We start from the raw sequence: 14897 nt of genomic DNA on the forward strand, positions 1-14897 counted from the left end.
AACCACGTAATCGCGGATGTGTTACCCCACGCCGTGCAGGTGTTCGTACAGGATCGTCGCGCCGATGATCACCAGGATCACGCCGCCGATGATCTCGGCACGCTTGCCGACCATGCTGCCCAGCACGCGGCCGAGCATGATGCCGACGGTAACCATGGTCAGCGTGCACAGGCCGATCACCGCTGCCATCACGCCGATATGCACGTCCATGAAGGCCAGGCCGATACCCACCGCCATCGCGTCGATGCTGGTGGCGAAACCGGTCAGCGCCAGCTTCCAGAACCCGTGGTGCTGCGAGGGGTCTTCGTCTTCGTCGGCACTGTCCGGGCGCAGGCCGTTGTAGATCATGTGGATGCCCAGCGCGCCGAGCAGGCCGAAGGCGATCCAGTGGTCGAAGGCTTCGACGTACTGCAGGGCGGCGCGGCCAAGCAGCCAACCGATGATGGGCGTGATCGCCTCGATGACGCCGAAGATGATGCCGGCACGCAATGCATCGCGGAACACCGGCTTGCGCATGGCCGCACCCTTGCCGATTGCAGCGGCGAAGGCATCGGTGGACATGGCAAAGCCGATCAGGAGGATCGAAATGGGGGACATGGGCGGCGGCTGAGGTCGGGCTGGGACGGACGCACGGCCTGCGCTCGCGCCCAACCTGACATTGCGCGCGCGGGCCGCTGGTCTCGCCAACCATCATGGTTGTCCACGCCACGGCGCACTGGCCGAGTATGTTGACGTGGACGATTCCTGCGAAGGAATCCGGCTACTCCCCAAGGGGACGCGAAGCTTAGCACCGCGATCCGCGCGTGGCGCATTTCCGGGCAAACGCGCAGGCAGGGCTGGTTTGTATAGCGACGGCTATATCGAGAGCGCAGCGGTGCACTGGTAGTGCCGGCCGCTGGCCGGCAGGTGCAACGTCAAAAGCGTGCCAAGCAAGCTTGGCACCTACCAATGCGGGTTCAGATGATGTCGCGCGTTTCAGGCCAATGCTGGCCAGCGGCGGGCACTACCTTCAGTCTTCTTCCGGCGGCAGCACGATGGCGTCGTCGTCGATCGCCAGCTTGCCGGCCATCAGCACGGCCTGGGTGCGGTTGGTCACGCCCAGCTTGCGCAGGATGGCGGTGACGTGGGCCTTGATCGTCGCTTCGGAGACGTTGAGGTCGTAGGCGATCTGCTTGTTCAAGCGACCGGCGCCCAGCATCTGCAGTACGCGGAACTGCTGCGGGGTCAGCTCACGCAGGCGCTGGCCGACTTCGCGTTCCTCACTGCCGGTAGGCGGCACGTTGTGCGCTTCCGGCGGTGCCCAGGTCTCGCCATCAAGAATGGTGCCCAGCGCATGCCCGATGGTGTCCGAGTCGGCCGACTTGGGAATGAAGCCCAGCGCGCCATGATCGAGCGCGCGGCGCATCACCGTCGCCTCCTCGCGTGCCGATACCACCACCACCGGCAGCTGCGGGTGCAGCGAGCGCATGTGCACCAACGCGTTGAAACCCTGCGCGCCGGGCATGTTGAGGTCCATCAGGACCAGGTCGGCGTCGTTGTGCTGGTCGGCCAGTGCATACAGCGCTTCCACGCTGTCGGCCTCGAACAGCTGCACGCCGGGGATGACCCGCTGCACCGCCCCACGCAGGGCTTCGCGGAACAGGGGGTGGTCATCGGCAATCAGGAGGGTGGTCATGGGTCGAGCTTATCGATCAGGAAAAAGAGCGACGTGATGGCAGGTGCAGGACGGGTCGGACACGGCCGGGTCCCTCCTCCCGGCCACGTCCCTGGCGCGTCCTGCGCCTGCGGTCACGCCATCAGCGCACCTTGCGCTCGTCCACCAGCGACGCCACCACCGACGGATCGGCCAGGGTCGAGGTGTCGCCGAGCTGGTCCGGCGCGTTCTCGGCGATCTTGCGCAGGATGCGGCGCATGATCTTGCCCGAGCGCGTCTTCGGCAGGCCCGGCGCCCACTGCAGGTGGTCCGGCGTGGCGATGGGGCCGATCTCCTTGCGCACCCAGGCGACCAGTTCCTTCTGCAGTTCGTCGCTCGGTGCCTCTTCGGCCACCAGGGTCACGTAGGCATAGATGCCCTGGCCCTTCACGTCGTGCGGGAAGCCGACCACGGCCGCTTCGGCCACCTTCGGATGCGAGACCAGCGCGCTTTCCACTTCGGCGGTGCCGATGCGGTGGCCGGACACGTTGATCACGTCGTCGACGCGACCGGTGATCCAGTAATAGCCGTCCTCGTCTCGGCGGCAACCGTCACCGGTGAAGTAGCTGCCCGGGTAGGTGCGGAAATACGTATCGATGAAGCGCTGGTGGTCGCCGTACACCGTGCGCATCTGGCCCGGCCAGGAATCGCGGATGATCAGGTTGCCCTCGGTCGGGCCATCCTGGATCTCGCCATCGGCATTGACCAGCGCCGGCTGCACGCCGAAGAAGGGCAGGGTGGCCGAACCCGGCTTGAGGTCCATCGCGCCGGCCAGCGGCGAGATCAGGATGCCGCCTGTTTCGGTCTGCCACCAGGTATCGACGATCGGGCAGCGGCTGTCGCCGACCACTTCGTAGTACCAGCGCCAGGCTTCCGGATTGATCGGCTCGCCGACGCTGCCGAGCAGGCGCAGCGTCGCGCGCGAGGTCTTCTTCACCGGTTCCTCGCCTTCGCGCATCAGTGCACGGATGGCGGTCGGGGCGGTGTAGAAGATGGTCACCTTGTGCTTGTCGATGACGTTCCAGAAGCGCGAGGTGTCCGGGTAGTTCGGCACGCCTTCGAACATCAGCGAGGTCGCGCCATTGGCCAGCGGGCCGTACACGATATAGCTGTGGCCGGTGACCCAGCCGACGTCGGCAGTGCACCAGTAGATGTCGTCCTCGCGCAGGTCGAACACCGCTTCATGGGTGTAGGCCGCGTACAGCAGGTAGCCGCCGGTGGTGTGCAGCACGCCCTTCGGCTTGCCGGTGGAACCGGAGGTGTAGAGGATGAACAGCGGGTCTTCCGCGTTCATGCGTTCCGGCTCGCAGCTGGCCGGCTGGCTGTCCACCACGTCGTGGAACCAGCGGTCGCGCGGCGCCTGCATGTCCACCGCGCCGCCGGTGTGGCGCACCACCAGCACGGTTTCCACGGTATTGGTGCCGGGCAGCTTCAGCGCGGCATCGACGTTGGCCTTGAGCGGAATTTTCCGGCCGCCGCGCAGGCCTTCGTCGGCGGTGATGATCAGCTTGCTCTGGCAGTCGCTGACGCGGTCGGCGATCGAGTTCGGCGCGAAGCCACCGAACACCACCGAGTGGATCGCACCGATGCGCGCGCAGGCCAGCATGGCCACTGCGGCGTCGACGATCATCGGCAGGTAGATGGTGACCCGGTCGCCCTTCTTGACGCCGAGGTTGCGCAGCGCGTTGCCGAGGCGGCAGGTGCGCTCGTACAGCTCGCGATAGGTCACGTGCTGGGCCGGTGCATCCGGGCCGTCCGGCTCGAACAGCAGGGCGGTCTTGTCGCCGCGCTTCTCGAGCTGGCGGTCCAGGCAGTTCACGCTGGCATTGAGCTCGCCATCCTCGAACCACTTGATGTGGAAATCGGACAGGTCGTAGCTGACGTTCTTGATCTTCGTCGGCTTGCGCATCCACTGCAGGCGCTCGGCGGCCTTGCCCCAGAAACCATCCGGGTCGGTCACCGAAGCCTGGTACTGCTGTTCGTACGACGTCTTGTCGATGCGTGCCTTGGCGGCGAACTGCGGATCGACGGGGTAGATATCAGCCATGGCACCCTCACTTGCACGTTGACTTTGTATGTGCGGTCGCAGCATCGCAGCGACCGATCCCCTTCAGTTTGCCCCATCCACCCCCGGCCGCGTCACCACTGTGGTTAGACCATGGTCGAAAGTGAGCGCCCAGCAGGGCCGGGTTCGACCAATGGCGAATAGCCGCTATACATAATCGCCCCGCAGTCTCGGCTCGACCGTGCCCCACGCGCGGCATCACCTTGCCACTTGGGAGAGAGGGCAACATGAGCCACCGTACGTTGAAAGCCGTGCGCAAACCTTTGGCGGCCTGCCTGTTGGTCGCCCTGGTCGCACCGGGCATGGCGTTCGCAGAGACCGCCAAAGAGAAAGCGCTGGAAGCACGCGTTGCCGAACTGGAACGCCAGGTCCAGCTGCTGCTGTCTTCGCAGCAACAACAACAGACCCAGATCAGCCAGACCCAGCAGGCGGTGACCGAAGTCCGCACGGTGCAGGTCGAGCAGAAGCCGGTCGCACAGGTGCCAGCCGGCAAGCAGCCGATCCAGGTCACCACCATCACCCCGGGCGCGGCGCCGGGCACCACGGTCAAGATCGGCGGCTTCATCAAGGCCGATTTCCTCGCCACCCAGACCAGCGATGGCCAGCTGGCCGACGACGCCACCGGCCGCTCGCTGTACCTGCCGGGACAGACGCCGGTGGAAGGCGCCGGCGGCAGCGGCAAGCGTTCGGGCACCGACTTCAATGCCCATGCCAAGTTCTCGCGCTTCAACCTCGGCATCGACAACGTGAGCGAATCGGGCAACAAGGCCGGTGCGTTCTTCGAGATGGACTTCTTCGGCAACTCGCTGGGCAACCAGACCGCCACCAATACCTACGGTGTGACCCTGCGCCACGCCTACATGTACTGGAACAACTGGATGGCCGGCCAGACCTGGTCCAACTTCATGGACGCGGCCGCACTGCCCGAAGCGGTCGACTTCGTCGGCCCCACCGACGGCGTGATCTTCGTGCGCCAGGCCCAGGTGCGCTACACCCAGGGGGGCTTCAGCGTCGCACTGGAAAACCCGGAAACCACCACCCTCACCGGTACCCGCAACCCGGTCACCGGGGCATGGACCAACACCAGCGCCAACTCCGACCGTGGCAGCCTGCCTGATCTGACCATGCGCTATGGCTGGAAGGGCGACTGGGGCACCTTCGGTGTCGGCGGCATCGTCCGTCAGCTGAAGGTCGACAACCAGGCCACCGGCGCCAAGGCCGACAAGGTGGCCGGCGGCCTGACCCTGGGCGGCAAGTGGGTGATGGGTGACAGCGATTCGCTGCACTACCAGCTGACCGGCGGCGAAGGCATCGCCCGCTACATCGGCCTGGGCATCACCGCAGACAGCGCCTACGACGTGGCCCGCGACGAGCTCAACCCGACCGGCGTGCTTGCCGGCTACGTGGGCTGGCGGCATGCGTTCTCGCCAAAGCTGCGCACCAACCTGATCTACGCGCGCAGCGACTACGACAACGACAGCATCCTCGGCCCGCTGGTGACCAAGAGCGTGCAGAGCATCCGCGGCAACATCTTCTACTCGCCGCTGCCCAAGGTCGATATCGGTGCCGAGCTGATGTATGGCCGTCGCGAAGTGGAGAACGGCAACAAGGGTGACATCACGCGGTTGCAGTTCACCACGAAGTACAGCTTCTAAGAGCGTGCCGGCCAGCGGCCGGCACCTACCGAATTGCGTGCCGACCAAGGTCGGCACCCACCAACAACGATTGCTTCGGAGGGGAAGCGTCCCATGTCCAGTACACCCAGCACCGCGCACAAAGCGGGCACCCTGACCAAGGGCCACAAGAAAGTCATCTTCGCCTCGAGCCTCGGTACGGTCTTCGAGTGGTATGACTTCTTCCTGTACGGCTCGCTCGCCGCCATCATCGCCAAGCAGTTCTTCAGTGGCGTCAATGAAACCACGGGCATGATCTTCGCCCTGCTGGCGTTCGCTGCCGGTTTCTTCGTGCGTCCGTTCGGCGCGGCCTTCTTCGGCAGCCTCGGCGACCGCATCGGCCGCAAGTACACCTTCCTGGTCACCATCCTGATCATGGGCATCTCGACCTTCCTGGTCGGCGTACTGCCCAACTACGCTTCGATCGGTTTCGCCGCACCGGTGATCCTGATCATCCTGCGCCTGGCCCAGGGCCTGGCGATGGGCGGCGAGTACGGCGGTGCAGCCACCTACGTGGCCGAGCATGCGCCGGACGACAAGCGCGGCCTGTACACCAGCTTCATCCAGTGCACCGCCACGCTCGGCCTGTTCATGTCGCTGCTGATCATCCTGGCCTGCCGCTACTTCCTCGGCAACGAAGCCTTCGAAGCCTGGGGCTGGCGCATTCCGTTCCTGGTCTCGATCCTGCTGCTGGGCGTGTCCGTGTGGATCCGCCTGCAGCTGAGCGAATCGCCGCTGTTCCAGCAGATGAAGTCCGAGGGCAAGGGTTCCAAGACGCCGTTCCGTGACAGCCTGAAGGGCGGCAACCTGAAGCTGATGCTGCTGGTCCTGCTGGGTGCTGCGGCTGGCCAGGCGGTGGTCTGGTACGGCGGCCAGTTCTACGCGCTGTTCTTCCTCAGCAGCATGCTGAAGGTCGATGCCACCACCTCCTACCTGCTGATCGCGGCCGCGCTGGCGCTGGGCGTGCCGTTCTTCATCTTCTTCGGCTGGCTGTCCGACCGTATCGGCCGCAAGAAGATCATCCTCGCCGGCTGCCTGCTGGCCGCCGTCACTTACATCCCGATCTTCAAGGGCCTGACCCACTTCGCCAACCCGGCCATCGAAGAAGCCCGCACCAACTCACCAGCCCTGGTCGTGGCCGATCCGGCTACCTGCTCGTTCCAGTTCGATCCGGTTGGCCTGCGCAAGTTCACCAGCTCCTGCGACGTGGCCACCGCCGCGCTGACCAAGGCTGGTGTGCCGTACGACGTGCAGCCCGCCGCCGCCGGTTCGCTGGCGATGGTGAACGTGGGCAGCGCCAGCGTCACCTCGTATGAGGCCGCCGGCCTGACCAAGGAAGAAGGCAAGGCCAAGGCCGATGCGTTTGGTGCGGAGCTGAAGACCGCGCTGACCACCGCCGGCTATCCGGCCAAGGCGGATGGTGCCCGCATCAACATCGCCGGCACCATCTTCATGCTGTGGCTGCTGGTGCTGTACGTGACCATGGTCTACGGCCCGATCGCCGCCTACCTGGTCGAACTGTTCCCGACCCGCATCCGCTACACCTCGATGTCGCTGCCGTACCACATCGGCAACGGCTGGTTCGGTGGCTTCCTGCCGGCGATCTCGTTCGCGCTGGTGGCCGGTACCGGCAACCTGTACTACGGCCTGTGGTACCCCATCATCATCGCGCTGATGTCGGTGGTGATCGGCGGCCTGTTCCTGCGCGAAACCAAGGACGTGGATATCACCAAATAACGGTGATCGACATGGAGTGAAGAAAAGGCCGCGGTGCAGACCGCGGCCTTTTCGTTTCGGTAGTGCCGGCCGCTGGCCGGCAACTGCACGAAGTTGCCGAAGATCCATGAGGTTGCCGGCCAGCGGCCGGCACTACCGGCTGTCTCACGCGCGTACGCCGTATAGTCGCGGAATGACCACTTCAGCCGCCGAACTTCCCGCTGTTCTGCACACCCTGCGAAGCGCCTGGCAGGCCCAGCGCCCTTCGCTTGACCAGCGCGAAGCCGACCTGCGCGGCCTGCGCGAGGCGCTGAAGCCGCGCCTGGACGAAATGGCCCGGGCCATCGCCGAGGACTTCGGCCACCGCGCCCACACCGAATCGAAGCTGGCCGATGGCATGAGCGTGCTGTCGGCCATCGACCACCTGCGCCGTCACCTGCGGCGCTGGTCGAAGCCGCAGCGCGTCGGTGCCGGTTGGCGGCTGTGGCCGGCGCGCGCGCAGCTGCGACCGACGCCGCTGGGCGTGGTCGGGGTGATTTCGCCCTGGAACTACCCGGTCACGCTGGCATTGGTGCCGCTGGCCACCGCCATCGCCGCCGGCAACCACGTGTTGCTCAAGCCCTCCGAGCAAACGCCGCGCACCAGCGCGTTCCTGGCCGATCTGCTGGCCAGTGTGTTCCCGCCCGATCGCGTGGCGGTGGTGCAGGGTGGGGCGGATGTGGCGGCGGCGGTGTCCTCGCTGCCGCTGGACCATCTGCTGTTCACCGGCTCGACGGCGGTTGGCCGCAAGGTGATGGCTGCCGCCGCCGAGCATCTGGTGCCGGTCACGCTGGAACTGGGCGGCAAGTCGCCGGCCATCGTCTGCCGCGATTTCCCGCTGGACAAAGCCGCTGCGCGGCTGGCTACCGGCAAGTGGTTCAACGCCGGGCAGACCTGCATCGCGCCGGATTACGTGCTGATCGACACCGCGCGCCAGCGCGAGTTCGTGCAGGCGCTGCAGCAGCAGGTACGCGAGCGCTATGGCGATTTCGGCAGCGCCGACGATTACACGCGCATCATCAACGAAGGACAGTACCGGCGTCTGCAGGGCTACCTGGCGCAGGCGCGCGAACGCGGTGTACCTGTGATTCCGCTGGCTCAGGTGGACGATGCGCGGGCTGATCGTGAGCGGCTGCTGGTGCCCACTGTGGTGCTGGACCCGCCGGACGACCTGGACCTGATGCGCGAGGAGATCTTCGGGCCGATCCTGCCGGTGCGGGCGTACCCGGATCTGGATGCGGCGCTGGCCGACGTGCTGTCGCGCGACCGGCCGCTGGCGCTGTATCCCTTCAGCCATGACCGGGCCACGGTGGAGCGCATCCTCGGCCAGGTGGTGGCCGGCGGGGTGACAGTGAATGACACGCTGCTGCACTTCGCCGCCGATGGCCTGCCGTTTGGCGGGGTGGGGGCCAGCGGCATGGGCGCGTACCACGGCCGGGCCGGGTTCGATGCCATGAGCAAGCGGCTGCCGGTGCTGTGGCAGTCGCGCTGGGCTGCCAGTGACCGGCTGCGGCCGCCGTATTCGAAGGTTGCGGGGTTGTTGAAGCTGCTGCTTCGGTAGTGCCGGCCGCTGGCCGGCAACTGCAGGGTCTTGCCGACGGTTCATGGGGTTGCCGGCCGGCGGCCGGCACTACCGGTGGGTGCCAACCTTGGTTGGCACACCCAATTGCGATCACACCAGGGCTTCAGCCTCGGCCTGTGCAGTGGCCTTCTTGCCCATCGCACCTTCAATCAGAGCCAACAGAGCCAGCTGGCGTTGGTTCCAGAGTCCCTCAAAATCGTCAGCGCGCAGCACGGCAGCGGGAATTCGATGGCTTGCCAGCAATGCGTCCATTCCCGCGTCGTCAAGTAGCACCTGCTTGTGCGACTGCAGTGCGGACAGATAGAGGGAAGGCGCTGAGCCACCAATCATACGATTTGCCCTGTAGGAAATCGGAGTCTTGTTGATGATCGAATCGTAGCGGCGTCGCGGAATGTCCTGTTTCTCACACCAGTCGCGCGGGAAGATATGGTGAATATCCAATGCGATATCGTCGGCTTCCAGGTCGCGGATACGTCCCTTCCAGTAGAGATCCTGCGCACCCTCACGCAGCACCAGCACGTTGATGCCCTTGTAGGCGGCACTCAGTCGTGACGCAAGCGACGCGAGACGGTCGATCTGGAATGCGGCATCCGAGATGGTTCGTGGCTGCTGTCCGTCCTGCTCAATCCAGCCCAGCAACTCTTCCACATCATTGGCCATGCGCGTTTCCACCGCGCCGCCATACAGTTCACCGAGCACGCCGCACCAATACCACTGAGCCAACTTCTGGTGGATCTGCGGTTCGCGCCATCGCTCATCGGCACCGATCAGTGCCAGTACTGCAGCAAGCGGGGCAAGTTGTGTGCGATAGGGCAGGTCCCGCGGAGAGGTGAAGCACTCATGGCGCAGGAACTTGGCGGCACGAATGAAGCCTTGTTCCACGATGTCTGCCCAGCGCTGATAGGCCTCCAGCGGAAGCTCCAGCACCGAGGCGCGCTTGGCGCTCACCGGCGCTACATGCTTGCCGCTCTTGCCTGCGGCCAGATCTGCGCGACGCTTCTCCAATGTATGCAGCATGGTCACGGCCTGCAGGAAATCGGTGTTTTCCACGCTCTTCAGAAGAGGCTCTCTAGCCAGCCGCTTCTGCCGCGAGATCACGCCGCGTTGCTGGCTGCCATACCAATCGTCGCGCAGGTTGTAGCCATCGGCGGCATAGGTAGCGGTGACCAGCTCAAATACCGACAGCGGAACGCCGCCCGTATTGACCTTCTCGAAGACCAGGCACACAGCTTCCTTGCTGGTTTCCTTCTTCAGTACGATGAGTGGAATATGATACTCGTTGTAGGCATCCAGTACGCTTTCCTTGAACTCAAAGAACTGCGCTTGTGCTGTGACATTGAACTTGAAGAGGTCCTTCAGCCATGCCATTGCTTCGAGAATCTCTGAGCAGGGGAAGTAGAGCTGCTGGCACTCCAATTCGCGCGTGGAGAGATCCAGATCCAATTTGCGACCGAAGTCGCTGCGCAGCTGACGATTGCTATCGGTGGCGATGATCGCTTCGTCCAGGCGGTCTGGCCCGGCCAACGCAGTGGGGATATGGATGTAGTAATGGCGATCGACGGGCTTGCCCTTGTCCGTTGTGGTCTTCACCGGACCGGAAAGCTTGAGTACCTGGGTGAGCGTTGTCAGGCGCTGCTGCCCGTCTAAGATCAACTTCTCCGGAGGCAGCAGGCCTTCGTGCGGGACGTTCTCAACAGGGCGTACCTGGAAACGCACCGCGCCACCTGTCTCCAACAGCATCACCGCACCCACCGGGAATGAACGGCCAAGGCTGACCAGCAGACTACGCACGTGCTCATCGTCCCATACCCAGCCTCGCTGGAAGTCCGGCAGCTGGATCTTGCCGTCAACGATGTCCTTAAGCAGGTCTTTCAGTGGCAGCTTGGTACTGTCGAAGGTTGTCATGCGGGCGAGTCCTTTCGGGGGTAAATCAGTTGGCTGCGACCTTGCGGCCACGCTTGGGTTTGGGTGCAGCAGCGCGCTGGGCACGGATGCGCTCGAGGAGTACGCCGGCCGGCTCGTCGTTGGGATCCTGGGGGACCAGTTCACCCCGGAAGGCTTTGGCGAGGATGCTTTGGGTCAGGGCGTCGATACGTTGCTTGGCCGTGGCGACCTTGGCTTCCAACTGTTCAGCGATTGAGAAGAGCCGTTCGACTCGCCTCACGATCTCCAATTGCTCTGGTAGGGGCGGTAGAAGATGAAAGAGCGCGTACTGAGCGGTGATAGGTACAAAATCGCGCGTTGTCTGAGACTTCACCACGGCGGTCTGAGCAGTGAATAGAGGGGATTGGAGGAAAATTCGCAAATACTTGCTTGAAACTTGGCTGCTATCCAACCTGTAGTAGGTCGTTTGAGGCGTAAGTACGCAAGATCTGTCATTAATCGCGACTCTACCTACTGTGCCTTTGTGCGTAAATACAACATCTCCGGGTTCAGCGAATCCGACTCGAATTCGACTTAGAGGAGTTCCTGAAATTTTCGGAGCGGCTTCGTAGTCTATTCTTCCAGTCGCTAGTACGTTTGCCGCAGTGACAAAAGGAAGTCCGTCGGTGCCCAGCTCATTGGATTTTGGATGGTTTGTACCGTGATTTCCATCCTTAATATCTATAAAAGCACCGGCCCTAAGGAGCTCAGCCGCTGACGCCCATATCCATCCACTTGGAACGTTGAAGGAACTGATTGCGTCGGGCATCGCTACATGGCTTGGAACGCCGCGTCGAGTGCGCGCACTGAGTTGGGTACTGTGGAGCTGGAATTTCGCACCAGGATTCAATGATCTCCAGTCCTCAGATAGCATTCCAGAAGACGCAGAGCTAAGGGTTGATTCTCGAAGACGTTCAATTAATCTCAGGATGCGATCTATATGTGCCTTGAGAGCATTGACCTGCGCCACGAGGATATCCAGCTTCTGCGCGATGCGCTTCTGCTCACTGGCGGGTGCTAGAGGAAAGGGCGCTGATCTTGCCTGCTCTGTTCCCAATCTTGGCATTCTGACGCCATGAGTGACTGCTGAAACGTAAGAGAGAAAGATCGGAGACTTCAAAAAATAGTAGAGATATCGCGCATTCAATTCCCCAGGAGTGATCGCGATGATCTCGTTGGAACAGTAGCCAGCGAAGTCGACATGGAGAACTTTGTTAAGATACGGACGCAATTTGCCGTAGAGCACATCCCCCGCTTGGAATTTGCTCTTTGCGCTTTGCGGCTTACGTTGCTCAACGCTCGTCTTGGAAATGATCCGAGAAGTATCCCTCTCAATATCTTCAAGCTCAATCATCCAATGGCTTGCCAACATAGAGCTTGGCTGGACGTTTTGATTTGAGCCATAGTCGACGACGTCGCCCAAGGTCAGTGCCAGCCAATTGCTTGGAAGCTCATTCACTTTCCACCTCGACGTCAGCAACTTCAAATCCCATCAGCTCAGCCAGCAACCGCTTCTGCTCCAACGCCTCATTACCCGCACCCAGCGCCTGCATCAACGTAGCCAACTCCCTCAGCGCTTCCGACAGCTCCGCCATGGCCTCAGCCGCCAGCACTTCCGGCGCAGGCAGATTACCCGCATCCACACTGTCAGCATCCTTCAGCCAAGTGATATCCAACGAATCACCGCGATCCTTGATCTGATCGCGCGTGAAGCAGCGGAACCGGCCTTCCTCACCCTCATCCACACGCGGGCTGCGCCCGTTTGCGTCTTCTCCATAAGCATCTTCAAACGGCTTCAAGTGCACAGGACCAAACGGCGTCCGCTTGCCGAAGCTGGGCATGTTGCTGCGCAGGTCATACACCCACGTAGCGTTCGTGCACCCCGTTTCCTGGCGCGGACTTTCTGGCGTGCCCTTCTGGAAGAACAGCACATTGGTTTTCACGCCCTGCGCGTAGAAAATGCCGGTGGGCAGGCGCAGCAGCGTATGCAGGTTGCACTTCTCCATCAGGTCGCGACGGATCTCGGTCCCAATCCCGGCTTCAAATAGCACGTTGTCCGGCAGTACCACTGCGGCACGACCACCAGGCTTGAGACCGCGGTAGATATGCTGAAGGAATGAAAGCTGCTTGTTGCTAGTGCGATAGGTCAGATCGTCACGGGTGGGGCCGCCACCGCCCTTGGCGGTACCGAACGGCGGATTGGAGAGGATGATGTCGACCTTAGTTCTCGATAGGTCTGCACCGGCATTGCCCAGGCTGTTGCCCAACTGCACCACGCCTTCGCCCTCGCCATCCATGCCATGCAGCAGGCAGTTCATCAGCGCCAGGCGACGGGTGCCCGGGACGAGCTCCATGCCGACAAACGCCTTGCGGCGCTGGAAGCGGCGCTCCTTGTCCGTCAGGGTGTACAGATCATCGGTCTGTGATTTGATGTATCCGTCTGCGGCAATCAGGAAGCCGGCGGTACCGGCCGCCGGGTCCTGGATGACCTCACCCGGCTGTGGCTTCAGGCAGCGGATGATCGAGTCGATCAATGCGCGCGGGGTGAAGTACTGTCCCGCACCAGACTTGGTCTCGTTCGCGTTCTTCTGCAGGAGCCCTTCGTACAGGTCGCCCAAGCCATCCTCGCGCGCGCTGAACCAGTCCAGGCCATCCAGTGCCTTGATCAGCGTCTCCAGATGGCGCGGCTCCTTCAGGCTGGTCTGCGCATCGGCATAGATGGCCGCGATCATCAGGTCATCGCTCTGGCTGAGGTCCAGCAGCATGCGCTTGTACCCGGTGAGCAGCTTGGTGCCTGACAGGGCTGTCAGGTCGGGCCATCGGCAGCCTGCGGGAAGCTTGTGCTCGAACGCTTCGTTGTTCCGCACCTGCTCGTATTCCATTTTCAGGAACAGCAGCAACACCAGCTCGGTGACGTAGTCACTGTAGTTGATGCCATCGTCGCGCAGGACGTCGCAGAGGTTCCAAAGTTTCTGGACGATATCGTTATGGTTCATTGGTGCTGTCTTCCATAGATGCAGTAAGGGCAGGCAGGGACGCGTCCAATGCCGGCCAGTTGATTTCATAGCGGGTGCTGCGGCCTCCGCCGGGCAGGCGGCGCAGGCAGCCCTTTTCCAGTAGATCGGTCAAGTGGCGGGTGGCGGTGGCCTTGGAGACCTTGGCCACGGTCTGGTACTGGCTGGCACTGATGCCCGGTGTGAAACCTCGCTCTCCGCCATCCAGCAGACGATTGAGTACCTTGGTCTGTTCGGCGGACAGCGGCTGCTCCCGGTGCGCCTGCCAGTAACGTGTCTTGGTCAGAACCTTGTCGATGCGCTGCACCGCCTGGGTCAGACTGGTATGGAGAGTCCCCAGGAACCAGTGCAGCCAGGCGGTGATGTCCAATCCACCCTTCTGGGTCGTCTCCAGGCTGAGGTAGTAGCCGTTGCGGTCGGCCAGAATGGCGGCCGAGAGCGCATGAAAACGGATTGCCTGCGGTTGTGACTGGGCCAGCGCAAGATCGGTCAGGGCCCGGGTCAACCTGCCATTTCCGTCGTCGAACGGGTGCAGGGTAACGAACCATAGGTGGGCAGTACCGGCGCGCAGCAGTGGGTCGAGTGTTGCGTCCTGCCGGGAGCTGTTGAACCAGTCGAGGAAGGCGTCCAGCTGCAACTCCAAGCGCTGACGGGGCGGGGCCTCGAAGTGCACGCGTGGTCGATCGATCCTGCCGGAGACCACCTGCATGGGAGCCTCGCCGCGAAGCTGCCCTATCTGGATGCGATTGGGGAGCAGGGCGTCTTCCTCGTTGGGAAACAACCAGTGATGCCAACGCATCAAGCGCGGAAGATCCAAGGGCTGTTGTGCGTGGCCCGTGGCGTCCAGCATCAGCTCGGCCAGCCCCTCGCTTCGGGCAGTGGTGCGGCGTGGTGTGGCATCAACCATGCCCAGGTGACGTGCCAGCGATGACCGGACCGAGCCGACATCCAGGTGCTCGCCCTCGATCTCTGAAGAGGTGACAATACTGGAGAGGAGGGCATTCAGCGCCTGCTCGCATTGCGTGTCACCCCCAACGGCTCCCGCCATGCCCAGCACTTGGCCATAGGCTTGCTGGCACTCGCGAAGGTCCACAGCAAGCTCGTCCGCTTTCCAGTGAAAGTGCGGCCACTCGGGATGCTGCCAGATCCAGTGTGGGGAGCTCATGGGCGGGTTTCCAGAACAGTGAGCCGA

The 14897-nt window shown here is 63.0% G+C and carries 10 protein-coding genes and 1 riboswitch; of the genes, 3 read left to right on the top strand and 7 right to left on the bottom strand.

The genetic code is table 11. The annotated features are described in order from the left end of the window. Positions 1–21 precede the first annotated feature (21 nt). The 3 genes from V3B46_RS07035 to acs all read right to left on the bottom strand — a co-directional run bounded on the left by V3B46_RS07035 (position 22) and on the right by acs (position 3740). Positions 22–597, bottom strand: a complete 576-nt coding sequence (locus V3B46_RS07035) for a manganese efflux pump MntP (RefSeq protein WP_006403281.1) — start codon at positions 595–597, stop codon at positions 22–24. 14 nt (positions 598–611) lie between these two features. After that, positions 612–775: riboswitch (yybP-ykoY riboswitch) on the bottom strand. Between the two features lie 234 nt (positions 776–1009). After that, positions 1010–1675 (bottom strand): response regulator transcription factor, encoded by a 666-nt coding sequence (locus V3B46_RS07040; RefSeq protein WP_005420420.1) that lies wholly within the window; start codon positions 1673–1675, stop codon positions 1010–1012. A gap of 121 nt (positions 1676–1796) precedes the next feature. Beyond that, positions 1797–3740: an acetate--CoA ligase gene (gene acs, locus V3B46_RS07045; RefSeq protein WP_329891503.1), complete on the bottom strand. Its 1944-nt coding sequence runs from the start codon at positions 3738–3740 to the stop codon at positions 1797–1799. A gap of 245 nt (positions 3741–3985) precedes the next feature. Between acs and V3B46_RS07050 the strand changes: the two genes are divergently transcribed. The 3 genes from V3B46_RS07050 to V3B46_RS07060 all read left to right on the top strand — a co-directional run bounded on the left by V3B46_RS07050 (position 3986) and on the right by V3B46_RS07060 (position 8747). After that, positions 3986–5413 (top strand): DcaP family trimeric outer membrane transporter, encoded by a 1428-nt coding sequence (locus tag V3B46_RS07050; RefSeq protein WP_329891504.1) that lies wholly within the window; start codon positions 3986–3988, stop codon positions 5411–5413. Between the two features lie 93 nt (positions 5414–5506). Then, positions 5507–7168 carry an MFS transporter gene (locus V3B46_RS07055; protein WP_154264837.1) on the top strand — a complete coding sequence of 554 codons (1662 nt, stop codon included), beginning with the start codon at positions 5507–5509 and terminating at the stop codon, positions 7166–7168. A 172-nt stretch (positions 7169–7340) separates the two neighbouring features. Next, positions 7341–8747, top strand: a complete 1407-nt coding sequence (locus tag V3B46_RS07060) for a coniferyl aldehyde dehydrogenase (protein WP_329891505.1) — start codon at positions 7341–7343, stop codon at positions 8745–8747. 111 nt (positions 8748–8858) lie between these two features. On the opposite strand, the gene V3B46_RS07065 is transcribed toward V3B46_RS07060, so the two are convergent. Genes V3B46_RS07065 through V3B46_RS07080 form a run of 4 tightly spaced genes read right to left on the bottom strand, consistent with a single transcriptional unit; the run spans position 8859 to position 14870 of the window. Next, the gene (locus V3B46_RS07065; RefSeq protein WP_329891506.1) at positions 8859–10673 is read right to left on the bottom strand and encodes a GmrSD restriction endonuclease domain-containing protein; all 1815 of its coding nucleotides are present in this window, start codon (positions 10671–10673) and stop codon (positions 8859–8861) included. Positions 10674–10698: 25 nt separating this feature from the next. Beyond that, positions 10699–12150, bottom strand: coding sequence for a restriction endonuclease subunit S (locus V3B46_RS07070; RefSeq protein ID WP_329891507.1), 1452 nt, complete (start codon positions 12148–12150; stop codon positions 10699–10701). Next, on the bottom strand, positions 12143–13687 hold the full coding sequence (locus tag V3B46_RS07075) for a class I SAM-dependent DNA methyltransferase (protein WP_329891508.1): 1545 nt from the start codon (positions 13685–13687) through the stop codon (positions 12143–12145). The genes V3B46_RS07070 and V3B46_RS07075 overlap by 8 nt, the downstream gene beginning before the upstream one ends. Then, positions 13677–14870, bottom strand: a complete 1194-nt coding sequence (locus V3B46_RS07080; protein ID WP_329891509.1) for a Fic family protein — start codon at positions 14868–14870, stop codon at positions 13677–13679. The genes V3B46_RS07075 and V3B46_RS07080 overlap by 11 nt, the downstream gene beginning before the upstream one ends. Positions 14871–14897 lie beyond the last annotated feature (27 nt).

Source organism: Stenotrophomonas sp. SMYL11 (assembly GCF_036320005.1).
GTDB classification, from domain to species: domain Bacteria; phylum Pseudomonadota; class Gammaproteobacteria; order Xanthomonadales; family Xanthomonadaceae; genus Stenotrophomonas; species Stenotrophomonas maltophilia_A.

Bases quoted from the DNA above. Each gene is read 5' to 3' on its own strand.
- V3B46_RS07035 (WP_006403281.1), bottom strand. From the start codon at position 597: ATGTCCCCCATTTCGATCCTCCTGATCGGCTTTGCCATGTCCACCGAT.
- V3B46_RS07040 (WP_005420420.1), bottom strand. From the start codon at position 1,675: ATGACCACCCTCCTGATTGCCGATGACCACCCCCTGTTCCGCGAAGCC.
- acs (WP_329891503.1), bottom strand. From the start codon at position 3,740: ATGGCTGATATCTACCCCGTCGATCCGCAGTTCGCCGCCAAGGCACGC.
- V3B46_RS07050 (WP_329891504.1), top strand. From the start codon at position 3,986: ATGAGCCACCGTACGTTGAAAGCCGTGCGCAAACCTTTGGCGGCCTGC.
- V3B46_RS07055 (WP_154264837.1), top strand. From the start codon at position 5,507: ATGTCCAGTACACCCAGCACCGCGCACAAAGCGGGCACCCTGACCAAG.
- V3B46_RS07060 (WP_329891505.1), top strand. From the start codon at position 7,341: ATGACCACTTCAGCCGCCGAACTTCCCGCTGTTCTGCACACCCTGCGA.
- V3B46_RS07065 (WP_329891506.1), bottom strand. From the start codon at position 10,673: ATGACAACCTTCGACAGTACCAAGCTGCCACTGAAAGACCTGCTTAAG.
- V3B46_RS07075 (WP_329891508.1), bottom strand. From the start codon at position 13,687: ATGAACCATAACGATATCGTCCAGAAACTTTGGAACCTCTGCGACGTC.
- V3B46_RS07080 (WP_329891509.1), bottom strand. From the start codon at position 14,870: ATGAGCTCCCCACACTGGATCTGGCAGCATCCCGAGTGGCCGCACTTT.